Source organism: Streptomyces indicus, assembly GCF_900100315.1.
In the GTDB taxonomy this organism is placed as follows: domain Bacteria; phylum Actinomycetota; class Actinomycetes; order Streptomycetales; family Streptomycetaceae; genus Streptomyces; species Streptomyces indicus.
Window position 1 is genome coordinate 164,344 of record NZ_FNFF01000008.1, and the last position, 22,650, is coordinate 186,993.

The 22,650-nt window shown below is 73.1% G+C and carries 21 protein-coding genes; 7 read left to right on the forward strand and 14 right to left on the reverse strand.

The annotated features are described in order from the left end of the window. The first annotated feature begins 30 nt into the window (after nucleotides 1-30). A complete protein-coding gene (locus BLT97_RS20915) occupies nucleotides 31-3,477 on the forward strand; it encodes an ATP-binding protein (protein WP_093612513.1) in 3,447 nt (1,148 codons plus the stop codon). Between the two features lie 10 nt (nucleotides 3,478-3,487). On the opposite strand, the gene BLT97_RS20920 is transcribed toward BLT97_RS20915, so the two are convergent. The 3 genes from BLT97_RS20920 to BLT97_RS20930 all read right to left on the reverse strand — a co-directional run bounded on the left by BLT97_RS20920 (nucleotide 3,488) and on the right by BLT97_RS20930 (nucleotide 7,145). Continuing rightward, the gene (locus BLT97_RS20920) at nucleotides 3,488-5,044 is read right to left on the reverse strand and encodes an aminotransferase class I/II-fold pyridoxal phosphate-dependent enzyme (protein WP_093612515.1); all 1,557 of its coding nucleotides are present in this window, start codon (nucleotides 5,042-5,044) and stop codon (nucleotides 3,488-3,490) included. Between the two features lie 142 nt (nucleotides 5,045-5,186). Continuing rightward, complete coding sequence (locus BLT97_RS20925) at nucleotides 5,187-6,005, reverse strand: SDR family oxidoreductase (protein WP_245769457.1); 819 nt, start codon at nucleotides 6,003-6,005, stop codon at nucleotides 5,187-5,189. A 393-nt stretch (nucleotides 6,006-6,398) separates the two neighbouring features. Further along, nucleotides 6,399-7,145 (reverse strand): PepSY domain-containing protein, encoded by a 747-nt coding sequence (locus BLT97_RS20930; protein ID WP_176953850.1) that lies wholly within the window; start codon nucleotides 7,143-7,145, stop codon nucleotides 6,399-6,401. A 209-nt stretch (nucleotides 7,146-7,354) separates the two neighbouring features. Here BLT97_RS20930 and BLT97_RS20935 point away from each other — a divergent pair, with 209 nt between their 5' ends. Further along, nucleotides 7,355-8,521 carry a lipase family protein gene (locus BLT97_RS20935; RefSeq protein ID WP_093612759.1) on the forward strand — a complete coding sequence of 389 codons (1,167 nt, stop codon included), beginning with the start codon at nucleotides 7,355-7,357 and terminating at the stop codon, nucleotides 8,519-8,521. A 68-nt stretch (nucleotides 8,522-8,589) separates the two neighbouring features. Here the strand turns inward: BLT97_RS20935 and BLT97_RS20940 are convergent, their stop codons facing one another. The 7 genes from BLT97_RS20940 to BLT97_RS20975 form a co-directional block, all read right to left on the reverse strand. Next, complete coding sequence (locus BLT97_RS20940) at nucleotides 8,590-10,026, reverse strand: MFS transporter (protein ID WP_093612519.1); 1,437 nt, start codon at nucleotides 10,024-10,026, stop codon at nucleotides 8,590-8,592. 36 nt (nucleotides 10,027-10,062) lie between these two features. Beyond that, entirely contained in the window at nucleotides 10,063-10,383 is a 321-nt protein-coding gene (locus BLT97_RS20945) for a heavy-metal-associated domain-containing protein (protein ID WP_093612521.1), read from the reverse strand. 145 nt (nucleotides 10,384-10,528) lie between these two features. Next, the gene (locus BLT97_RS20950; protein WP_093612523.1) at nucleotides 10,529-11,257 is read right to left on the reverse strand and encodes a potassium-transporting ATPase subunit C; all 729 of its coding nucleotides are present in this window, start codon (nucleotides 11,255-11,257) and stop codon (nucleotides 10,529-10,531) included. Nucleotides 11,258-11,262: 5 nt separating this feature from the next. Beyond that, nucleotides 11,263-13,416: a potassium-transporting ATPase subunit KdpB gene (kdpB, locus tag BLT97_RS20955; RefSeq protein ID WP_093612525.1), complete on the reverse strand. Its 2,154-nt coding sequence runs from the start codon at nucleotides 13,414-13,416 to the stop codon at nucleotides 11,263-11,265. Then, on the reverse strand, nucleotides 13,413-15,077 hold the full coding sequence (gene kdpA / locus BLT97_RS20960; RefSeq protein ID WP_093612527.1) for a potassium-transporting ATPase subunit KdpA: 1,665 nt from the start codon (nucleotides 15,075-15,077) through the stop codon (nucleotides 13,413-13,415). Before kdpA ends, kdpB begins: the two co-directional genes overlap by 4 nt. Before the next feature lie 9 nt (nucleotides 15,078-15,086). Beyond that, entirely contained in the window at nucleotides 15,087-15,176 is a 90-nt protein-coding gene (gene kdpF, locus BLT97_RS20965; protein WP_093612529.1) for a K(+)-transporting ATPase subunit F, read from the reverse strand. 237 nt (nucleotides 15,177-15,413) lie between these two features. Beyond that, on the reverse strand, nucleotides 15,414-17,426 hold the full coding sequence (locus BLT97_RS20975; RefSeq protein WP_093612533.1) for an APC family permease: 2,013 nt from the start codon (nucleotides 17,424-17,426) through the stop codon (nucleotides 15,414-15,416). A gap of 160 nt (nucleotides 17,427-17,586) precedes the next feature. On the opposite strand from BLT97_RS20975, the gene BLT97_RS20980 reads away from it, so the two are divergent. Further along, nucleotides 17,587-18,090: a hypothetical protein gene (locus BLT97_RS20980; RefSeq protein ID WP_093612535.1), complete on the forward strand. Its 504-nt coding sequence runs from the start codon at nucleotides 17,587-17,589 to the stop codon at nucleotides 18,088-18,090. Between the two features lie 8 nt (nucleotides 18,091-18,098). On the opposite strand, the gene BLT97_RS20985 is transcribed toward BLT97_RS20980, so the two are convergent. Continuing rightward, entirely contained in the window at nucleotides 18,099-18,485 is a 387-nt protein-coding gene (locus tag BLT97_RS20985) for an ATP-binding protein (RefSeq protein WP_093612537.1), read from the reverse strand. A gap of 134 nt (nucleotides 18,486-18,619) precedes the next feature. Here BLT97_RS20985 and BLT97_RS20990 point away from each other — a divergent pair, with 134 nt between their 5' ends. Beyond that, nucleotides 18,620-19,468 (forward strand): helix-turn-helix domain-containing protein, encoded by an 849-nt coding sequence (locus BLT97_RS20990; RefSeq protein WP_093612539.1) that lies wholly within the window; start codon nucleotides 18,620-18,622, stop codon nucleotides 19,466-19,468. Further along, on the forward strand, nucleotides 19,428-19,637 hold the full coding sequence (locus BLT97_RS20995) for a DUF397 domain-containing protein (RefSeq protein ID WP_093612761.1): 210 nt from the start codon (nucleotides 19,428-19,430) through the stop codon (nucleotides 19,635-19,637). The genes BLT97_RS20990 and BLT97_RS20995 overlap by 41 nt, the downstream gene beginning before the upstream one ends. A 15-nt stretch (nucleotides 19,638-19,652) precedes the next feature. Here the strand turns inward: BLT97_RS20995 and BLT97_RS21000 are convergent, their stop codons facing one another. Then, complete coding sequence (locus tag BLT97_RS21000) at nucleotides 19,653-20,201, reverse strand: hypothetical protein (protein WP_143041362.1); 549 nt, start codon at nucleotides 20,199-20,201, stop codon at nucleotides 19,653-19,655. A 284-nt stretch (nucleotides 20,202-20,485) separates the two neighbouring features. Here BLT97_RS21000 and BLT97_RS21005 point away from each other — a divergent pair, with 284 nt between their 5' ends. Then, entirely contained in the window at nucleotides 20,486-20,716 is a 231-nt protein-coding gene (locus tag BLT97_RS21005; protein ID WP_093612543.1) for a hypothetical protein, read from the forward strand. On the opposite strand, the gene BLT97_RS21010 is transcribed toward BLT97_RS21005, so the two are convergent. Continuing rightward, on the reverse strand, nucleotides 20,717-21,118 hold the full coding sequence (locus BLT97_RS21010) for a RidA family protein (protein ID WP_093612545.1): 402 nt from the start codon (nucleotides 21,116-21,118) through the stop codon (nucleotides 20,717-20,719). A gap of 99 nt (nucleotides 21,119-21,217) precedes the next feature. Here BLT97_RS21010 and BLT97_RS21015 point away from each other — a divergent pair, with 99 nt between their 5' ends. Beyond that, the gene (locus tag BLT97_RS21015) at nucleotides 21,218-22,264 is read left to right on the forward strand and encodes a helix-turn-helix transcriptional regulator (RefSeq protein WP_093612547.1); all 1,047 of its coding nucleotides are present in this window, start codon (nucleotides 21,218-21,220) and stop codon (nucleotides 22,262-22,264) included. Here the strand turns inward: BLT97_RS21015 and BLT97_RS21020 are convergent. Next, nucleotides 22,185-22,649 (reverse strand): hemerythrin domain-containing protein, encoded by a 465-nt coding sequence (locus BLT97_RS21020; RefSeq protein WP_093612549.1) that lies wholly within the window; start codon nucleotides 22,647-22,649, stop codon nucleotides 22,185-22,187. The genes BLT97_RS21015 and BLT97_RS21020 overlap by 80 nt on opposite strands. Nucleotide 22,650 lies beyond the last annotated feature (1 nt).

The window sequence follows — 22,650 nt, forward strand, 5'->3', positions numbered from 1 at the left end:
TTCGGCCTGCTCGGTTAACCTGGCGCCCTCATGGACGCACGACAGACAGCAGGCGGCGGTGCCACCGCTCCCCTGCTGCGTCTGCACCTCATGGGTGGTTTTCGGGCGATACGGGAAGCAGGTCCCGCCACGCCCGAGCGGTGGCCGCGCCCCAGCGCCCAGGCCCTGGTGAAGCTGCTCGCCGTCACCCCGGGCCACCGCCTCCACCGCGAGCAGGCCATGGCCCTGTGCTGGCCCGACGCCGACCAGCACTCCGCCACCGGCAGCCTCCGGGTCGCCCTGCACGCCGCACGCCGCGCCCTCGAACCCGAACTCGCCCCGCGCGCGGCCTCCTCGTATCTGATCTCCGACGGGGCCTTCCTACTCCTGGACCCGGCGACCGTGTGGATCGACGCCGACCACGTCGAGGCCGCGGCACGTACGGCGCTCGACAGCGGGCAGACCGAAGGCCGCGACGCCCGGCGGATCGGCGAACTCGACTCCGTACTACGGCAGTTCACCGGCGAGCTGCTGCCCGAGGACCGCTACGCGCACTGGGCAGCGGCCCGCCGCGACCGGCTCGCGGCCCTGCGCGAGGAGGTGCTGCTCGCGCTCGCCGCGGCCCACATGGCGCAGGGTTCACCCGCCGAGGCCGCCGCCGCGGCCGAGCAGGTCCTCGCCGCGAGCCCGGCCGAGGAGCTCGCCCACCAGGTGCTCATCGACGCCTACGTACGGCAGGGGCTGCGGCGCCGGGCCGTGCGCCAGTACCACCTGTGCCGCGAGGCGCTCGACGCCGAACTCGGGGCGCGGCCCGGGCCCGATACGGAGCGGCTGCACCGGGCGGCCCTCGCGGCACCGGCCGCGCTCGCCGCGGACCTGCCGCCGACCCTGCCGGCGCCGCTGCGGGGCATCCGGACGGCCCGGCTGCACGGCCGCGACGCGGAACTGGCCCGGCTGCTCTCCGACGACGGACCGCCGGTACGGCTGCTCACGGGCGAGGCGGGCGTGGGCAAGACCCGGCTCGCGGGCGAGGCCGCACGGCGGGCGGTCGCGGCGGGCACGGTGGTGCTGTGGGGCGCGGGGCACGACGCGGAGGGGCACACGCCGTACGGGGTGTTCGCGGAGGCGCTCGACGGGTGGCTGGCCGAGCGGAGCGTGGCCGAGTGGGCCCGGGCGGGCGCCGAGTATCCCGAACTCGCAGCGTTCCTGCCCTCGTTGGGGCAGGTGCCCGCGGTCGGTGAGCGCAGCCCCGAGCAGGAGCGTGACCGGCTGTTCCGCGCCACGGCCGGGCTGCTCGGTGAACTGGCCGCCGCGCAGCCGGTGTTGCTCGTGCTGGACGATCTGCACGCAGCGGACACCGGCTCGTACCAGCTGCTCGGTCATCTCGCGCGGCGGGCCGGGGGCGGGCGGTGGCGGTGCCTGGTCACGTACCGCGAGGAGGAGCTGCCCGAGAGCGATCCGCGGCGGGCGGATCTGGCGGCGCTCGTCCGCCAGGGGCTCGCCGTGGTCGAGCCCGTGCCGCGCCTTGACCGGGACGCCTGCCTGGCGGTGGCGCGCGAGGCGGCGCCCGCAGCCGTGGACGACGGACGGCTCGGGCGGGTCTGGGACCTGTCGCTCGGCAACCCGCTGTTCGCGCTGGAGCTGGCGCGGGACGCCGCGACCGGTACGGACGGCGACGACTCCAGCGCCGACAGCGGCACTCCTGCGGACGGCGCACCGTACGGGAGCGTGGCCCCCGACGGCGTACGGCAGTTGGTGGCCGAGCGGCTCGCGCGGCTCGACCACGACACACGCCGGATCGTGGAAGCCCTCTCGGCGGCGGGCGCGCGGACCGCCACCTCCGAACTGCTCGACGTGGCCGCCCAGGGGCTGCATCCGCCGGTCACGGGCGCCGCGGCGACCGAGGCCCTGGAGCGGGCCATCGGCGCCGCGCTCATCGAGGAACGGCCCGTGGTCGTCTCCGGGAGACAGCAGCCCGGCCTCGCCTTCCGGCACCCGCTCGTGCGCCTCACCTGCTACGAAAGCCTCTCGGCCGTACGCCGCCGGCAGCTGCACGGCGCCTTCGCGCAGGCGGTGCAGCGCCGCAGGCCCGACGCCGTGGACACCCTCGCCGCCCACTTCACGCGCGCCGACGACCCGCGTGCGGCCGACTATCTGCGCCGGGCCGCCGAGCGCGCCGCCGCCCTGTACGCCAACGACACCGCCGACCGCTACTACCGCGACCTGGTGGCCCGGCTCGACGTGGACGCGGCCCGCGCCCGGCTCGCGCACGCCCATGTCCTGCGCCGGATGGGCCACTTCGAGCAGGCGGCCGGCACGCTGCGGCTCGCCCTCGCCGAGTTCGAGCGGCGCGCCGCGCACGACGACGCGGTGCTCGCGGCGGCCCTGCTCGCCGAGACCCTGGCCAAGACCAGCGCCACCGCCTCCGGTCTGCGCATCCTGCGCGAGCACCCGGTGACCGCGGACACCGCGCCCGAACCGGCGGCCCGCCACCACCTCGCGCTGTCCCTGATCCGCTGCGTGCAGGGCCGTTACGCGGAGGGCACCGAAGCGGCCCGCGAGGCGCTCGCCGCCTCGACTGCCGTACCGGGGGCGGCCGGGCAGGGCCTCGCGGCCCGCGCGTTCGCGCTCCAGTCGGCCAACCTCGGGCTCGACGGCCGCTTCGAGGAGGCCCGCGAGGCCGGCGACCGGGCCCTGGCCCCCGCCGAGGCGTACGGCGATCCGACCCTCCTGGGCTCGGTCCTGTCCACGCTGCGCGAGAACGCCCGGCGCGCGGGACGCCTGCACGAGGCCGTCGGCATCGGCACCCGCGCCCTCGACCTCGCGGAGCGCTCCGGCGACCCGACCGCGGCCGCCTTCGAGCGGGCCAACCTCGCCGAGCTGCACCTGCTGCTGGAGCAGCCCGGCCCGGCCCGCGACCTGGCCGTGCAGGCGGTGGCGGGCGCGGAGGCCTACGACGCCTGGTGCTTCCCGTACGCCCTGACGACCCTGGCCCTGGTCCGGCTTCGCCTGGACGACACCGCGGAGGCGGCCGCGCTCCTCGACCGCGCGGGGACGGTCGCCGCGGCGCTCGGCGACCGGCAGGCGGAGCACGAGGTACGCCGGGCGCGGGCCGAACTCGCCCTGCGCGCGGGCCGTCCGGCGGACGCGGCGGCGGCCCTCGACGGGCACGCGGAGCAGACCCCGGTCCTCGCGGCCTGGGCCGAACTCCTCCTGGAACAGCCGCAGTCCGCGCTCACCCTCGCCCGCGCGGAGGTCGCACGGGCCGAGCGCACGGGCGAACGCCTCGCCGAGGTGGAGGCCCGGATCGCGCTCGGCGCGGCGCTCGTACGGGCGGCAGGGGAGCGGGGCGCGGGCCCGCGCGTGAGCTCCGGCGCGAAGGCGGGCGAAGGCGAGTTGGAGCGCGCCGCGTCGGTGGCCGCCGCGCTCCCCTACCCGGCAGGGACCCGGCGCGTGGCGTGGGCGCGGGAGGTGCTCGGCGCACCCGGCCACGGGTGAACCCTCCCGGTCAGCGCCCGCGCACCACCCGCACCGTCCGCAGCGAAGGATCCGCCGCGTCCGGCAGGTTCATGCCCGCCGCGATGCCGGTGCGCAGGTAGGTCAGGACCGGTTCGGTGAGGCGTTCGCCGGGGAGGGCCACCGGGATGCCCGGGGGATACGGGGTGAGCATCTCGGCGGCGATCCGGCCGTGGGCGCGGTGCAGCGCCACGTCCTCCGTGCGGGCGAAGTAGGCGTCGCGGGGCGGGATTTCCTGCGTCAGGCGCAGGTCGGAGGAGGACGGGACGGCGACCTTCTCCGGCGGCTGGAGCTCCTCGGCGTGCTCGACGAGGTCGCGCAGGGCGAGGACGAGCCGGTCGGTGCTCTCCTCGTCGTCGGCGTGGGTGAGCTGCGCGCCGATGCGGCGGTGGTCGGACAGGTGCACGTCGACGCGGTGGTGGGTGCGCAGCCAGTCGGCCACGCGGTAGCCGGTCAGGCCCGGTTCCGCGAGGTCGATGACCGTGGGCAGCGGGTCGAAGTCGTGGGCGAGGCCGGGGCCGCAGAAGTCGGCGCGGTCCTCCACGTGCAGGCTGTCGACGGTCTCGATGGCCTGCCGGGTGGTGGCGGCCAAGGCCAGGGCGTCGCCCAGGAGTTGACGGCCGTGCCGGACCATCTGGCGGCGCCAGCCGTCGATGCCCGCGTAGATCAGGACGGACGGGCTGGTGGTGCCGAGCAGGTCGGCGCGCGAGGCGAGGGCGGCCGGGTCGATCAGGTCGCCCTGGAGGTGGAACACCGAGCCCTGTTCCAGGCCGCTGCCCATCTTGTGGATGCTCGTGACGCAGACGTCGGCGCCGGCGTCCATCGCCCAGGCCGGCAGGTCCGGGTGGAAGGGCAGATGGGCGCCCCAGGCCTCGTCCACGATGAGCGGGCGGCCGTGGTGGTGGCAGATCCCGGCGATGGTGTTCAGGTCGGCGGCGGCTCCGTACGGGGTGGGGCTGGTGATCAGGACGCCGCGGGCGTCGGGGCGGGCGGCGAAGGCGCGGGCGACCGTGTCGGCCGAGGGCGGGTGGGCCAGATGCCGCTCCTCGTCCCACTGCGGTTCCAGCCAGACCGGTTCGATGCCGGACAGGATCAGGCCCGCCACCACCGACTTGTGGGCGTCCCGGCTGATCAGCAGGGACTCCCCGGGCGATGCGACGGTCAGCATGGCGGCCTTGACCGACAAGGAGCTGCCGCAGGTGGAGAAGTAGGTGTGCTCGGCGTGCACGGCGTCGGCCATCAGCTGCTCGGCGCGCTCCAGGACCCGCCATCGCGTACGGCGGTCGTCCAGGCCGCCCGAGGCGAGGACGTCCCCGTAGAAGACCGCGTCGCCCAGGACCGCCCGCACATCCGGGTCCACCCCGCGGGCCCGCTTGTGGCCCGGCGGGGTGAAGCCGAACTCGCGCCGGTCGCGGTAGGCGACGAGGGCGTCGAGGACCGGCGTCTGCGTGTGGTCGATCCCGGGTGGGTGGTCGGTTCCGGGCGTGGGGTCGGTTCCGGTTCCGGGCGGCGGGCCGGTGCGGTGACCGGCCGTGTGGTCGGAGCACATGCCGGGCGGGTACCTTCCCTCGGCCCGCTCACACCGGCACCCGCGAGCATGGGGACGCGCCCGCGGGCACGGGGGGCGTCGCCCGCGGGCACGGGGGGCGTCGCCCGCGGGCACGGGGGCCGTCGCCCGTGGGACGGGCCGTTCACCTGGTGTCCGTCTCGCCTCCGGTCACGGCGATGACCTCGCCGACGGTGAAGCCGGAGTCCGCCTCCGAGGCGAGGTACACGTACGCGGGCGCGATCTCCTCGGGCTGCGCGGGACGTCCCAGCGGGGTCTCGCTGCCGAGGTGGGCCAGGCCCTCCTTCGGCATGTGCGGATCGGAGTTGTTCAGGACCGTCCACGTCGGGCCCGGCGCAACGACGTTGGCGCGGATGCCGCGGGCCGCCAGGTGCGGGGCGATGGACTTGGTGAAGGTGATCACCGCGGCCTTGGAGGCCGCGTAGTCCATCATCGTGGTGGAGCCCTTCAGGGCCTCCTCGGTGGCCGTGGCGATCACCGCGTCGCCCTTGTTCAGGTGCGGCAGCGCGGCCATGAACAGGTGGAAGTACGCGTACGCGTTCGTCTTGAACGTGCGGTCCCACTCCTCGGCCGTCAACTGCTCCAGCTCGAGTTTGCTGTTCAGATACGCCGCGTTGCTCACGAGGATGTTCAGCTTGCCGAACTCCGCGACCGTACGGGCCACCGCGTCCCGGCAGAAGTCCGGGTCGCACAGGTCGCCGGGCAACAGCAGGCAGCTGCGGCCGGTCTCCTCGATCGCCTGCCGGGTCTCGTCCGCGTCGGGGTGCTCCTCGGGCAGGTGCACGATCGCGACGTCCGCGCCCTCGCGCGCGTACATGAGCGCGACCGCGCGGCCGATCCCGGAGTCGCCGCCGGTGATCAGCGCGGCCTTGCCGAGCAGCTTGCCGGCCGGCTTGTACGACTTGGCACGGAAGCGCGGGCGCGGGTCCATGTCCCGCTCCAGGCCGGGCGGGCGCTGCTTGTGGGCGGGGAAGTCGGGGGTGGGTTCGCCGGTGTCGGGGGTTGCGGAGGATGCGGGGGCGGGCGGTTCGGGGGCGGGCGGTCCGGGGGTTTGCGGGTCGTGCGGTCCGGGGGTTTGCGGGTCGTGCGGGATCGGGTGGTCGGGCTGTGTGGGCGCCACGGTCCGAGTGTTGGTCGGTTCCGGATGCGGCATGGCGGCGTTCCTCCCGGCGTTCGGGCTTTCTCCTTGCCCGCCGCCGGGTTCCCTGCGATCCCGGCCGGAAACGGCACACGACCGCGCCGGGCTCCTGGGGGAAAGGAGCCCGGCGCGGTGGGCGGGGACGGGGGCAGGGACGGGGGGCGTCCCGGGGTTCAGCAGAGGCGCCCGCAGCGGAGATCAGTCGTCGTGACGGTCGTCCGCGTCGTCCTTGTCATCGCGGTCGTCCGCGCGGTCGTCCCGGTCGTCGGCGTCATCACGCCCGTTCCGGTCGTCGCGGTCGTCCAGGTCCTCGGTGATACGGGAGGACTTGAGGTCGACGTTCCAGTCGCGCTCCTGGCCCTTGTCGTCCGTGGTCTCCACGTCCCAGGCCTGCGCACCGCGGTCGTCGTCGCCGTCGAGGTCGACCGAGGTGACGAAGCCCTTGGCCGAGGCGATCTCGGCGGCCTGCTTGGCGGAGACGGTGGAGCCCTTCAGGGCCGCACGGGCCTCGCGGACGTCGTCATCGTCGTCGCGCTCGGTCTCCTTGGAGAGGATCTTGCCGGTCTTGGCGTCGACGTCGATCTCGTACCAGGTGGAGCCCGAGCCGAGCACCTCGACCGTCCAGTCGCGGGAGTGCCGGGAGTCGTCGGAGTCGTCGTCCAGGTCGGCGGAGACCACGGTGCCGGACTGGGCCTTCAGGGCCGCGTCTATCGCCTGGGCGGCGGTGAGCCGGGAGTCCGACGCGGCCGAGGGGCCGGAGCCCTGCGCGGCCGAGTTGACGGTGGTCTGCGCACCCCGGCGGTCGTCGTCCCGGCTGTCGTCGCGGGCGGCCGAGGAGGCCGAGTTCGTGCTCGTGTCCGTGCCCGTGGCGAAGGCGTACGCGCTCCCGCCGGCGACCAGGGTGGCCACGGCGACGCCTGCGATGACGAGGTTGCTGCGCTTCATGGACTCGGATCCTCCGTTGCTGTGTCGTTCGTTGCGATGACTCAAAGGTGCCGCGGGGAGCCTGAAGAGAAGCTGAAACGACCTGAAAGTTCCTTCAGGTTCGACTCGGTACGACACGCACCCATTGCCCGGATACGCACGTGTCCTCCCGCCAGGATGAGCGCCGTCGGAGGTCCGCACCGGGCGGGTCCGGGACTCAGGGAGCGTGGATGCGCAAGGCATGGCGGGTGCGCCGGGCAAGGGCGTGCGGGGCGATGGTGCTGGCCGGGGTGCTCGCCCTCGGCGCCGCGCCGGCGGGCGGGGCCGAGGAGCGCCCTGCGGCGCGGCCCGGGGACGTGGTGAGCGCCGAGCCCGCGCAGTACGGGCTGCTGCCGGGCCTGCTCACGCAGAAGACCCGGGCCTGGCGGATCACGTACCGCTCCACGGGCGCGACCGGCAAGGCGAACGTGGTCTCGGGCGCGGTGATCGTGCCGGACGACGGCCGCACGGGGACGCGCCCGCTGGTCGTGTTCGCGCCGGGCACGGTGGGCCTCGCCGACAAGTGCGCCTCGTCGAAGGGCCGCCTGTCCGCGGTGTCGCTCCTGTTCGACAAGGGGCTGCGGCGCGGCTGGGGCTTCGTGCTGACGGATTACGAGGGGCTCGGCACCCCGGGCGACCACACGTATCTCGTCGGGGCCGCCGAGGGGAACGCGGTGCTCGACGCCGCACGCGCCGCCCAACGCCTGCCCCAGGCACAGAAGTTGGGCATCTCCGGGCGGTCCGGCGTCGGGATCGTCGGCTACTCGCAGGGCGGCCACGCCGCCTCCTGGGCCGCCGAGCGGCACCGCGCGTACGCGCCGGAGCTCAAGGTGCGCGGCACGGCTGCGGGCGGGGTGCCGGCCGATCTGGAGCGGGCCTTCGCGTACAACGACGGCAAGGGCGGCGCCGGGTTCGCGATGATGGCCGCCGTCGGGCACGACGCCGCGTATCCGCAGCTGGGCCTCGGCCGCAGCCTCACCCCGGAGGGCCGGCGGCTGGCGGACCTGGCCCGCGGCAGCTGCTCCGGCGAGATCCTGAAGGAGATGAAGGGGCGGCGGATGCACACCCTCGTCGACCCGAAGGCGGCCCCGGGCGGCCGGCTCTTCGACCGCGCGGACTGGCGGGCCCGCCTGGAGGCCTCCGACCCGGGGCGGACCGTGCCGGACCATCCGGTGCTGCTGTTCCAGGGCACGGCCGACGAGTTGATCCCGTACGAGGACGTCGTACGGCTGCACAAGACCTGGTCGCGCAAGAACTCCCAGGTCACCTTCCGCAAGGTGCCGCTCGGCACGCACGCGACCACCGTGCTGTTCGCGGTCGGCCCGGTGATGAAGTGGATGGACCAGCGGCTGGGGTGAGCCCGGCCGAGACGCACCCGAGGGCCTGATCCGCGTGCGGATCAGGCCCTCGGCCGTCGGTACAGGGCTCAGGCGGCGGTCTTCTCCGTCACCTCCTCCCGCGCACCGTCCGCGCCCGCGGCCCGCGGCTCGCCGCGCATCCACAGGAACGTGGCCAGGGCGCCCGCGGCCGCGATGCCCGCGGCGGCGAGGAAGGCGGCGCTGAAGCCGTCGGTCAGGGCGGGCAGGTCGCCGAGGCGGTCGGCGCCCTGCGTGGTGGCCAGGGCCGTGAGGGCGGCGAGGCCGAGCGCGGAGCCCACCTGGTAGGTGGTGTTGACGATGCCGGAGGCCAGGCCCGCCTGCTCCTGCGGGGCGCCGGACAGGGCGGCCATCATCGCCGGGATGTACGCGAGGGACATGCCGAGCGCCGCGACCAGCGAGGCCGGCAGCACGTCGACGAGGAAGGTGCCGGTGGGCTCCACCGCCGAGAGCCACAGCAGTCCGGCCGCGAGGACCAGCAGTCCGCCGCCGATCAGTGGCTTGGCGCCGAAGCGGCCGAGCAGCCGGGAGGTGATGGCGGTCATGAAGACCATGAGCAGACCGGTCATGGGCAGCAGGGCCGCGCCGGAGGCGAAGGCACCGTAGCCGAGGACCTGCTGGAGGTAGAGGTTGAGGAAGTACCACATCGGGATCCACGCGGCGCCGAGCAGCGTCATCGCCAGGTTGGCCGAGCCCAGGCGCGGGACCCGCCAGATGCCGAGCGGCATCAGGGGCTCGCGGGACTTCTTCTGGATGACGAGGAAGAGCGCCAACAGGACTGCTGCGGCGGCCAGTTCGAGCAGCGTCTCGGCGGATCCCCAACCGGTCTCCGGGGCCCGTACGACCGCGAAGACGGCGAGGGCGAGACCGGCGGTGACGGTGACCGCGCCGAGAACGTCCACGCCTCCGCGGCGGGGTGCGACGGCCGGGAGCAGGCCGGTGGCGGCGAGGGTGGCGAGGCCGATCGGCACGTAGATGATGAACACCCAGGGCCAGCTCAGCCACTCGGTGAACACACCGCCGAGGAAGACACCCGCCGTGCCGCCCGCGGGGGCGGCGGCCCCGTACAGGGCCATGGCCTTGCCGAGCTCCTTCGGGTCGTGCGCGAACAGGATCATGAGCAGGGTCATGGAGGCGGGGGCGATGAGCGCTCCGCCCGCGCCCTGGACCGCGCGCCCGAGGACCTCGACCCAGGCGCTCTGCGCGGCGGCCGCGACCACGGAGCCCGCGATCAGGACCACCCATCCCGCGGTGAACACCCGCCGGGCGCCCAGGAGATCGGAGAGGCGTCCGCCGAGCAGCAGCAGTCCGCCGAAGGCGATGACGTACGCGTTGAACACCCATTGCAGATCACCGGGCGAGAAGCCCAGGTCGCGCTGCATCTCGGGCAGGGCGACGCCGATGATCGAGGTGTCCATGATGACCATGAACTGGGCGGCCGCGAGGACCGCTAGGGCCCACCAGCGGCGGGGTTGGACGGTTGACATGGCTGGCCTCGCTTGAGGGAGAGGGGAGGGGGCGACTCAGGCGGGCACGCGGCCCGCGAACTCGTAGCCGGCCTCGTCGACGGCCTCGGCGACGAGTGCGTCGAGGGCGGTGAGGGCGGCAGGGTCGGCGGGGTCGCGGCCCGGTACGGCGGCCGGGGTCACGGTGACCAGGCCGGTACCGATCTCCACGGATACGGCGGCCACTTGGGGCAGCGCCCCCACGGCCTGGCGCACGATGCCCTGGCAGTGGGCGCTGCCGACACCCTCGACCTTGTAGACGACGGTCGCGCCCTCAACAGAGACAGCGGCCGGTGCGGTGGCAGCGGAAGCGGCGGGGGTGGTGTGGCAAGCGGACATGGGAGCCTCCTCGAAGCCTGAGCGGTAGATACCCCCCTGGGGTACCTGGCGACGGACATAGATATACCCCCTGCGGGTATGTTCCGCAAGGGGTAGATCTACTTCTCGACGAGGGCCGTCCAAGCAGCCCCGAAGCCCGCGGCCCCTACTTCCCGGCCACCAACTCCCTCAGCGCCACGTTGAGTTCGAGCACGTTGACCCTCGGCTCCCCCAGGAACCCGAGGATCCGCCCGTCCGTGTGCTCTTGCACAAGGCGCTCCACGCGGGCCACGGGAAGCCCGTTCTTCTCGGCGACCCGGCGCACCTGGAGCTCCGCGTACGCGGGCGAGATGTGCGGGTCGAGGCCCGAGCCCGAGGAGGTGACGGCGTCCGCGGGGATGTCGGCCGGCTTCACCTCGTGTCCGGGGACGGAGTTGTCCTTGATCACGGCCGCGCGCGCGTCCAGGACCTGCGCGCAGAGCGTGCCCTCGGCCGGCTTCTCGGGGCAGTACGCCTTGCCCGTCCTCGGGTTGTGGAGCGCGCCGTCCTCGCCGGAGCGGTTGGTCGCGCCGGACAGGATCAGCGCGTACTGCGTGTTCACCGAGTTGGTGCCGAGGCCGTTCGCGGGGCGCGGCTGGAACCACTTGAGGTCGGGCGCCGGGGTCTCCTCGCCCTTCTTCAGGGGCAGGTCGTAGCGCTGCCCGATCAGCGAGGAGCCGACGACCCTGCCGCTCGCGTCCTCGATCTCGGAGCCGTTCGCCTTGCCGGGGAAGAGCCCCTGGGCCACGCCCGTGACGGCGAGCGGGTAGAGCACGCCGGTGACCACGGTCAGGACGAGCAGGGCGCGCAGGGCGGCGCCGAGCAACCGGGCTGTGTTTCCTACGGAGTTGTGCATGGCGGTCAGCCACCGATCCCGGGGAGAAGTGAGAGGAGTACGTCGATGAGCTTGATGCCGATGAACGGCGCGATCAGGCCGCCGAGCCCGTAGATCCCGAGGTTGCGGCGGAGCATCCGGTCCGCGCTGGTCGGCTTGTACCGCACGCCCTTGAGGGCGAGGGGCACGAGCGCGACGATGATCAGCGCATTGAAGACGACCGCCGACAGGATCGCGGACTCGGGCGAGCTGAGCCGCATGACGTTGAGCGCATCGAGCTGCGGATAGGCCACGGCGAACATCGCGGGGATGATCGCGAAGTACTTCGCGACGTCGTTGGCGATGGAGAAGGTGGTCAACGCCCCGCGTGTGATGAGCAGTTGCTTGCCGATCTCCACGATCTCGATGAGCTTCGTCGGGTTGGAGTCGAGGTCGACCATGTTCCCGGCTTCCTTGGCCGCCGAGGTGCCGGTGTTCATCGCCACGCCCACGTCGGCCTGCGCGAGCGCGGGCGCGTCGTTGGTGCCGTCGCCGGTCATCGCGACCAGCTTGCCGCCGGCCTGCTCGCGCTTGATGAGCGCCATCTTGTCCTCGGGGGTGGCCTCGGCGAGGAAGTCGTCCACGCCCGCCTCCTCGGCGATGGCCTTGGCGGTCAGCGGGTTGTCGCCCGTGATCATGACCGTCCTGATGCCCATCCGGCGCAGCTCGTCGAAGCGCTCGCGCATGCCCTCCTTCACCACGTCCTTGAGGTGGATGACGCCGACCACCCGGGCGCCCCCGCCGTCCTCGACCGCGACGAGCAGCGGCGTACCGCCGGATTCCGAGATCGCGTACGAGAGCTCGGCGGCGTCCTCGGCCACCGTGCCGCCGCGCTCGGTGACCCAGGCGATCACCGAACCGGTCGCGCCCTTGCGGACCTTGCGCCCGTCCACGTCCACACCGGACATGCGGGTCTGCGCGGTGAACGGCACCCACTCGGCGCCGGTCAGCTCGCCCTGGTGCCGCTCCCGCAGGCCGTACTTCTCCTTGGCGAGGACCACGACCGAGCGGCCCTCGGGGGTCTCGTCGGCGAGCGAGGACAGCTGGGCCGCGTCCGCCACCTCGGCGGCCGTGGTGCCGCGCACCGGCACGAACTCCGCGGCCTGCCGGTTGCCGAGCGTGATGGTGCCCGTCTTGTCGAGCAGCAGGGTGGAGACATCGCCCGCCGCCTCGACCGCCCGGCCGGACATCGCGAGGACGTTGCGCTGCACGAGCCGGTCCATGCCCGCGATGCCGATCGCCGAGAGCAGCGCGCCGATCGTGGTCGGGATCAGGCAGACCAGGAGCGCGGCCAGGACGATCATCGACGTCTGCTCGTCGGCGCCCGCGTAGATCGCGAAGGGCTTGAGCGTGACCACGGCCAGCAGGAAGACGATCGTGAGGGACGCCAGGAGGATGTTGAGGGCGATCTCGTTGGGGGTCTTCTGCCGGGCCGCGCCCTCGACCAGGTTGATCATCCGGTCGATGAAGGTCTCACCGGGCTTCGTGGTGATCCTGATGACGATGCGGTCGGAGAGCACCTTGGTGCCGCCGGTGACCGCGGACCGGTCGCCGCCCGACTCCCGGATGACCGGGGCCGATTCGCCGGTGATCGCGGACTCGTCCACGGAGGCCACGCCCTCGACCACGTCACCGTCGCCGGGGATCACATCGCCGGCCTCGCAGACCACGAGGTCGCCGACGCGCAGATCCGTGCCCGGGACGCGCTCCTCCGTGGCCCCGGCGAGCCGCTCCCGCGAGCGGCCGTCCGTCGTGAGCCGCCGCGCCACCGTGTCCGTCTTGGCCCTGCGCAAGGTGTCCGCCTGCGCCTTGCCGCGGCCCTCCGCGACCGCCTCCGCCAGGTTGGCGAAGACCACGGTCAGCCACAGCCAGGCCGTGATGACCCAGCCGAACCAGTCGCCGGGGTCCGTGACCGCGAGCCCGGTGGTGACCACCGAGCCGATCAGCACCACGAACATCACCGGGGACTTGACCATGATCCGCGGGTGCAGCTTGCGGAGCGCGTCCGGCAGCGACTTCACCAGCTGCTTCGGGTCGAAGAGGCCGCCGCCGACCTTCCCGGGCTCCTTCGGAGCGGGCGGGGTGTCCTGGTGGGGCGCGCGGGTGGGCCGCGCTTCCTTGTGTGTGTCGTGGAGCGTCATGACGCCAGTCCTTCGGCGAGCGGGCCAAGGGCCAGGGCCGGGAAGTAGGTGAGACCCGTGATGATCACGATCGTGCCGATCAACAGGCCGGTGAACAGGGGCTTTTCGGTACGGAGCGTGCCTGCCGAGGCCGGTACGGGCTGCTGCTCGGCCAGCGATCCGGCGAGCGCGAGCACGAACACCATGGGCAGGAAGCGGCCGAGCAGCATCGCGATGCCGATGGTGCTGTTGAACCACTGGGTGTCGGCGTTCAGGCCGGCGAAGGCCGAGCCGTTGTTGTTGGCGCCCGAGGTGTACGCGTAGAGGATCTCGGAGAAGCCGTGCGCGCCCGCGTTCGTCATCGAGTTGCCGGGCGTGGGCAGGGCCATCGCGACGGCGGTGAAGCCGAGGACGAGCGCCGGGGTGACCAGGATGTAGCAGGCCGCGAACTTGATCTCGCGGGTGCCGATCTTCTTGCCCAGGTACTCCGGGGTGCGGCCGACCATGAGACCCGCGAGGAACACCGCGATGACCGCCATGATCAGCATGCCGTAGAGCCCTGAGCCCACACCGCCGGGCGCGATCTCGCCGAGCTGCATGCCCAGGAGGTCGATGCCGCCGCCGAAGCCGGTGTTGGAGGAGTGGAAGGAGTTGACCGCGCCGGTCGAGGTGAGCGTGGTGGCCACCGAGAACAGGGCCGAGCCCGCGATGCCGAAACGGGTCTCCTTGCCTTCCATCGCCCCGCCGGCGAGCTCGAACGCCGGTCCGTGGCCCGCGAATTCGGTCCACAGCATCAGACCGGTGAACAGCAGCCAGATGCCGGCCATCGTGCCGAGGATCGCGTACCCCTGCTTGAGGGAGCCGACCATGCGGCCGAAGGTGCGGGTCAGCGCGAACGGGATCAGCAGGATCAGGAAGATCTCGAAGAGGTTCGAGAGGGCATTGGGGTTCTCGAAGGGGTGGGCGGAGTTGGCGTTGAAGTAGCCGCCGCCGTTCGTGCCCAGCTCCTTGATGACCTCCTGGGAGGCCACCGCGCCGCCGTTCCACTGCTGCGAGCCGCCCATGAACTGACCGACTTCGTGGATCCCGGCGAAGTTCTGGATCGCGCCGCAGGCCACCAGGGCGACCGCGCCGATGACGGAGAGCGGGAGCAGGATCCGTACGACACCGCGCACCAAGTCGGCCCAGAAGTTGCCCAGTTCACCGGTCCGCGAGCGGGCGAAGCCCCGTACGAGCGCCACCGCCACGGCGATCCCCACGGCCGCCGAGACGAAGTTCTGCACCGCGAGGCCGCCGGTCTGCACCACGTGGCCCATGGCCTGTTCGCCGTAGTACGACTGCCAGTTGGTGTTGGCGACGAAGGAGGCGGCCGTGTTGAAGGCCTGGTCCGGGTCGATCGCCACGAAGCCGAGCGAGCCGGGCAGGACGCCCTGGGCGCGCTGGAGCAGGTAGAGGAAGAGGACACCGACGGCGGAGAAGGCGAGGACGCCCCGCAGATAGGCGGTCCAGCGCATCTCCGCGTCGGGGTCGGCGCCTATGCCCTTGTAGATCCACTTCTCGACGCGCAGGTGCTTGTCCGAGGAGTAGACCCGGGCCATGTAGTCGCCGAGGGGCCGGTAGGCGAGCGCCAGTGCCGCTATGAGCGCGAGCAGCTGGAGCAGACCGGCGAGTTCGGAACTCATATCGGTGACCTAGAACCTCTCCGGCTTGATCAGGGCGAGGACCAGGTATCCGAGGAGGGCGACGGCCACGATCAGACCGACGATGTTCTCGGCGCTCACAGCTTCGCCACCCCCTTGGCGATGAGGGCCACCAGCGCGAAGACCGCGAGCGTGGTGACGACGAAGGCCACATCGGCCATCGCAAGCTCCAGGTTCAGTAGTGATCTCCAGGAGTGGGCCGGTGACCGGACTCCGGTGAGATCAGTGATCGGACTCTTCGAGGAAAGCTGCGTTTCCGGCCGTTCCCGATCGCGTTGACGGCTCCCATACGCGCCCGGCCGCGGCCTTGACAGCTCGCTAACAGGCCTTGACGCGTCGTTGACAGCGCAGCCGGAGCCGGCACACCACCGCGTCCGTCTCCCGGCGCACGGCATGCGCGATGACCGCTCCCCGCTGGTTCTGGAGCAGCCGCTGCCAGTACCTCTCGGGCTCCACCTCGGGGATGAGCACGGTGACGCGGGTGCCCGGGTGGTACGCGTGGATCTTCGCCACGTACGCGGCGACGGGGCGGCCCACCGTGCGGTGCTCCGAGAGCAGCTCGACCAGCTCCACGCCCGGGTTCCACAGCTCCCAGTCCCGGCGCAGGCCCGCGGCCGCCTCGCGGTCCTCGGGGTCGGGGTGCGTGACGGTGACGGCGCGGACCTCGTCGCCGAGCGAGACGGCCGCGTTCAGGGCCTCGCCGGTCAGCTCCGACAGGCTGCCGACCGGGACGACCACCAGGGACCGGTCGCGGTGCGGGGGCGCGGGGACCCGGCCGAGCGCGAGCCGCTCGCCGATCCTCGCGTACGCGCGGTGGACCGCTTCGAAGGCCGTGACCAAGAGCGGCAGGGCGAGCACGATCAGCCAGGCGCCGTCGTGGAACTTGGTCGCGGTCACGACCACCGCACTCACGCCGGTGAGCAGCGCGCCGAACCCGTTGAGCAGGGCCTTCGCGCCCTGTCCCGCCGCGCGCCAGTGCCGCACCATGCCCGCCTGCGCGAGCGTGAAGCCGACGAAGACGCCGATCGCGAAGAGCGGCACGAGGGTGTTGGTGTCGCCGCCGGAGAAGAGGAGCAGCGCGGCCGCCACGAGGGCGAGCGCGAGGACGCCGTGCCGGTGCACCTGGCGGTCGGCCTTCAGGGCGAACACATGCGGCAGATAGTTGTCCCGCGCCAGTAGCTTGAGCAGCACCGGCAGCCCGCCGAAGGAGGTGTTCGCGGACAGGGCGAGCAGCAGCATCGTCGCGAACTGGACCACGTAGAAAGCCCAGTTGTGGCCGAGCGAGGCGTCCGCGAGCTGGGCCAGGACCGTGACGCCCTCGACGGGCTGGAGCCCGAAGCGCGAGATCAGCACGGCCAGACCGATCAGCATCAGGCCGAGCAGCCCGCCGAGCGCGAGCTCCGCGTGCTGGGCGCGCCGGGCCCGCGGAGCGCGGAAGGACGGCACCGCGTTGGCGATCGCCTCGACCCCGGTGAGCGCGGAGCAGCCGGACGCGAAGGCCTTGAGGAGGAGCAGGGCGCCGACGGTGGTCGCGTCCTCGGCCAGCACGGAGGCGTGGCCCTCGGCGGTGGCCGTCGACACGGGCCCGTCGCGGAAGAGGCCCACGGCGATCAGCGCGAGGACCGCGAGCACGAACACGGCGGCCGGGGCGAGGAACACCCGCGCCGAGTCCACGATGCCGCGCAGGTTCACCAGCGTGATCAGGGCGAGCACGCCCAGGGCGATCGGCAGCCGCTCCCCGTACAGGCCGGGGAAGGCGGAGGTCAGCGCCGCGACACCGGCGGTGACGGCGACGGCCACGTTCAGGACGTAGTCGAGGACGAGCGAGGCGGCCGCCACCAGGCCCGCGCGCCGCCCGAGGTGCCGCCGCGCCACCGCGTACGAGCCGCCGCCGTCCGGGAACGCGGCGATGACCTGCCGGTACGAGGCGACGAGTACGGCGAGCAGCACGGCGATCGCGAGCGTCACGGGCAGCGTGAACCCGAGCCCGTACCCGCCGGCCGCCGCGAGCACGAGCACGATGGCCTCGGGCCCGTACGCGACGGAGGCCAGGGCGTCGAGGGACAGGGCCGCGAGGCCGGTGAGCGCGGTGAGGCGGTGGCGTTCGGCGTCCGGATCAGGGGGCTCCTCGGAAGGGGCGGTCGGCGGGCTCGGAGCGGCGTCGGGTCCGGTGCCGGGCCCGGTGCTCGGGCCAGTGCCGGGCCCGGTGCTCGGGCCAGTGCCGGGCCCGGTGCTCGGGCCAGTGCCGGGTCCGGTGCTCGGGCCAGTGCCGGGCCCGGTGCTCGGTCCGGTGCCGGGGCCGGTGCTCGCGTCGGTGCGCGTGACGGTCATCTGCGGAACTCCTCGCAGGTCCGGGGGTGTTCGGGCCCGCTCAGGTTCGGTCCGACCCCGGCCTCCTCCCCGTGCTCCTTGCGGACTCTTGTCGCCGTACGGGGAGGTGTTGACGCTCCTCATACGGCGCGCACGCGCCACCGCGTCCTAGCGTCGGAGCATGAACGCACCCGCCGAGGACCGCCATTGGCACCACGAGCTGCGCGACGCCCTGCTGTGCGCGGGCCTCCTGGTCGCGCTGCTCTGCCTGATCGACACGGCCGCCGGCCTGATCAGCCCGCCCCGCGCCCTGCTGTGGACGGCGCTCGGGGCGCTGCTGCTCGCGGTCCTCGTGCCCCCGCGCGTACGGGCCGGGGAGGGCTGGCTGGAACAGCGCGGCCTGTGCGGCACCAAGCGGGTGCACACCGATCTGCTCGTGTCCGTGCGCTGGCTGGACGGGGTCTCCCAGCGCCTGCTGCTGCGCGACACGTACGGCGTCCGCATCGAACTGGACCCGCACGTCCTGACCCGCAACCCGGAGCTGTGGGCCCGCGTCGACGCGGACGCGCGGACCTCCGTCGAACGCGGCCTGCTGCGCTGCGGGGCGACCGCGCTGCGGCAGCTGTCGCGGCGGATCGACAGCGAGACGGCACATGTGCTGTTCCGGATCTCGGGGCTGCGGTAGCGGTCGGTTCAGGACTGGGGCAGCCCGCACTCGAACCAGACCGTCTTGCCCCGGCCGCCGGGGAGGGGGTCGGCGCCCCAGCGGTCGGTGACGGCGTCGATGAGCAGCAAGCCGCGGCTGTCCTCCGCGAGTTCGGCCGTCCCATCGCCCTCCCCGCCGGGTGCGGCGGGCAGCGCTGCGAGGCCGTCCTCCACCTCCACCCGCACCCCGTGCTCGCGACACAGGATCCGGATCGTGCAGTGCGCGCCCGGCACGTGCCGCACGACGTTGGACACCAGCTCGGTGAGGGCGAGTTCGGCGGCGTCGGCGAGCCCGTCCTGCTCCCAGGCCCGTAGATGCAGGCGCAGGATGTGCCGCAGCGGGCGGGCGGAGTGGGCACCCACGGTGAGGGTCATCCGGTAGCCGGTGCCAAGTGGCGCTGTACGCAGGGGAGTTGCGGGATTCACGGTTTCAGCGTGGGGTGACGTGGTTACGCTGAGCTACGGGCTGAACGCAACGGCGCGTTCTGTGGGCTTGGGGGTGGCCGGCCATGGTCAATGTCCGCGATCTCGATCCGGGCGCTTCGCCGCTGGACTACTACGGCTCGGAGCTGCGGCGCCTGCGCGAGGAGGCCGGGCTCAAGCAGGGCCAGCTGGGTGCGGTCGTCTTCTGCTCCGGATCGCTGATCGGGCAGATCGAGACGGCCCACAAGGTGCCCACGCGCGAGCTGTCGGAGCGGCTGGACGCGGCCCTCGGATCGGACGGGCACTTCACGCGGCTCGTGGGTCTGGTCCTGCGCAGCCAGCTGCCGACGTGGTTCCAGGCGTACGCGGCGCTGGAGGCACGGGCCGCGTACATCTCCACGTACCAGGCGCAGTTGGTGCACGGACTGCTCCAGACGGAGGCGTATGCGCGGGCGGTGCTCGGGGTGCGGGAGGACGGCAACCTCGACGCCAAGGTGGCCGCGCGCCTTGAACGCCAGCGGATCCTGGAGCGGGAAGAGCCACCGTTGGTGTGGGTCATCCTGAGCGAGGCGGTGCTGTACCAGGAGATCGGCGGCCCGGAGGTCATGCGAAACCAACTGGCCCACTTGTTGGATACGCAGGAGCGGGACTGGGTGAAGGTGCAGGTGCTGCCGTTCGAGGCGGGGGCGCACACCGGGCTGATGGGTTCGTTCAACCTGCTGCGCTTCGAGAGCGACCCGGATCTCGTCTACACCGAGGACTTCGTGCAGGGGCACATGACCGCGAACTCCCAAGCCTTCAGGGAGGGTTCACTCCGTTACGATCACTTGCGGGCCGCGGCACTCTCCGTGGAGCAGTCGGCGGCACGCATCGCCCGCGTAATGGAGGAGCGTTATGGACCGTCATCAGGACCTGACGAGCGCGCAGTGGCGTAAGTCCTCGTACAGCGGAGACACCGGCGGCGACTGCATCGAGATCGCCCCCCTCACCCCCCGTATCGCCATCCGCGACAGCAAGAACCCCGACGGACCCGTCCTCACCCTCACCCCCGACGCCTTCGCCCGCTTCGTCGAGGCGGCCGCGTGCGGGCGGCTCCGGGGCTGAACTGCCCGCCCCCGCTCACCACGTCCCGTGCAGGAACCGCACCCTGTGCCCCAGCGCCTCGGCGAAGGCGGTCGTGAAGGCGGGGCTCAGGCGGGGCCAGTCCTCGAACTGGAAGCCCACGTGGGCGAAGGCGAAGTAGTCGTCGGTCCAGGTCCAGTCGGGGAGCGGGACCTCGCGGGCACAGGTCCGGCAGGAGAAGGCCGCCGCACCGGTGGAGTGCCACGCGTCGACCGCCGCCATGGGCCAGTCGGCCGTGGCGTTCCCGCAGTGCGGGCAGATCGCCGACGGCGGGTCGTACGGACCGGCCAGGAACACCGTCCGGCCCGTGATCAGCTCGACCGCACCGCACGGCTCCGGGTCGAAGCCCTCGGCGCGGGCGCGCCAGTCCCAGGCGGCCAGGTCGACGGCCTCGCGCCAGTTCGGACCGCCCAGGTGCACCACGTCCCCGCGCCAAGGCTCGGCCCGGATGAATCCCTCATCGAGGAGCCAGCGCCACCCGCGCCCGCCCCACTCCTCGGCCTGCTCCTCCGTGGCGTCCAGATCCACCACGGTCTGCCGGTACACGCCCACCCCAGCCCCCCATTTCGTGCGCTGCGCCGAGCATAGGCAGGTCACCAGCAGGCCCTTCGGCCGCTCCCGTCCCACCGGCCCCACCCGTCGGGTCGACCTCACTCGCACGAAGGAATGCGCGAAGGGTGACGGTCAACTTACCGTTGATCCATAGGCTTTCGTCGCCTTGGAGCCGGTACGTCCCGTACGTGGAATACATCCGGTGCATCCGGTCTGCCCACCCGCCACCGCCTCCCCGCATCTCCTTCCCGACGCTTCGAAGCAAAGGCGGCCCCGCCATGCCCGTGGACCCCCACCGCGCCCTCGCGGCCTACCTCCGCGCCCAGTCCCACACCGTCCCGCCGCAGCGGCCCCGCCGCCCGTCCCCCGAGATCCGGGCGCCCTATCCCGGCGCCCCCGACCCCGCGCCCGTGACTCAGCCGACGCCCGTCACGGTGCCCGCGCCCGTCCGGCCGGGGCTGCTGCTGCGGCTGCTCAGACTCCTGCGGAGCAGAGCGGCCCTGCGCTGATCACGCCACCGCCGTCCCCTCCAGCTCCACCATCAGGTCCGGCAGCGCGAGCCGGCTCACGCCGAGCATCGTGGTGGCCGGTGCGGCCCCGGCGGCGCCCAGCCGCGCCGCCAGGACGCCGTAGTGGGCGAAGAGCAGGTCGACGTCCGTGGTGTGCACGTTCAGCCGGACCAGGTGGGCGAGGGTCATGCCCGCCCCGGCCAGCACGGCCTCCAGGTTGTCGAGGCTCAGCGCCAGCTGGGCCGCCATGTCCCCGGCGTGCTGCGGTTTGCCCTCGCCGCTCATCGCGGCCTGTCCCGAGAGGAAGAGGGTCCGGGTCTGCCCGGAGACCAACTCCCCCTGGCGATAGCCCAGTTCGACGGACCACTGCCACGGGTCGATCGCGGTGCGCTCCAGTGCCATGTCTGTTCAACTCCTCTGTTCCGAACGTTCCGCGAGCAGCCTCCCTGGACATCACGACACCTTCTGTCACGTATTCGAGGGGCGATTAAGGTCTGCCGTATGCGCGCCGACCGGCTGGTCTCCCTCGTCCTGCTCCTGCGGCAGCACGGCCGGATGTCCGCTGCGGCCCTCGCCCGCGAGCTCGAGGTCTCCACGCGCACCGTCCTGCGCGACATCGAGGCGCTGTCCGCGGCCGGTGTGCCGGTCTATGCCGAGCGCGGGCGGCACGGCGGGTTCGCGCTGCTCCCCGGGTTCCGTACGGAGCTGACGGGGCTCACCCCGGACGAGGCGCTCGCCCTGCTCGTCGCCGGGTCGCGGCGCGGCACCCAGGCGTTCGGACTGGGCTCGGCCCTCGCCTCGGCGCTCCTGAAGGTGGTGGACGCGCTGCCGGAGGGCTACCGGGACCGGGCGGCCGGTGCGGCCGAGCGGCTGCTCATCGACCCCGACACCGACCTGCTCGCGCGCCGGCCCGCCGTGGACGAGGTGCCGGAAGGCGTCCTGACCGCGGTCAGGGGCGCGGTGCTGACCGGGCACCGGCTCCGCATCCGGTACGCGGCCGGGGACGGGCCCGCGCGCTGGCGGACCGTCGACCCGGTCGGGCTCGTCACCGTGCGCGACCGCGGCTACCTGCTCGCCACCCGGTCCGGCGCGGACCGCACGTACCGTCTCGCCCGCATCCTGGCCGCCGAGCAGCTGCCCGAGCCCGCCGAGCGCCCGGAACGGGTGGATCTGGAGCGGCTGTGGCAGGAGCGCAGCACCCGCTTCCGTACCGGCGGCGACCAGGTCACCGTCCGGGTGCGGGTCCGGGCGGCGCGGCGCGAGGAGCTGTACGCCACCGCGCTCGCCGTCCACGACGAACTCGCCGACGCGGACGGCTGGTTGACCCTGCACGCCGGCTTCCAGGACGCGCGGCACGCGGAGTGGGCGCTGTGGCAGCTCGCCACCGACGCGGAGGTCCTGGAGCCGGACCGACTGCGCACGGCCCTGCGGGACCGGGCCCGCGCCCTGGCCGCGCGCTACGCGGGCCTCACGGACCCGTCTCCCCCGGATGCGCCTCCCGCCACGCAGCCATCGACCGGTCCCAGTCGTCCCCCGACAGGGCGGTGAGCGAGGCCGGGAAGAGGCCGTCCTCCTCCTTGGCGATGTGCCGGTGCAGTTCGTCCACCGCGTCGAGCAGCGTGCGCACGTCCGCCGGGTCGGTCAGGTCGAGCGAGGGCAGCAGGGCGGCGAGCTCGCGGTGCTCCCGTTCGAGGCCGGCGATGTAGTCCGCGTACTCGGGGTCGTCCCGCATCACCGCGAACAGGCCGTTCTCCTCGCCCGCCCAGTGCGCGGCCAGCTCGCGGGCCATCACGGCGACCAGCTCGCGCGCCCGCGCCACGTCCCCACGCTCCAGGGCGCGGACCGCGTCGCCCGCCGCGTCCGTGACGCGCTCGTGCTCGGCGATGAACTCCTTGATCAGCGGGATGTCCCGGCAACCGCAGTAGTGGCACATG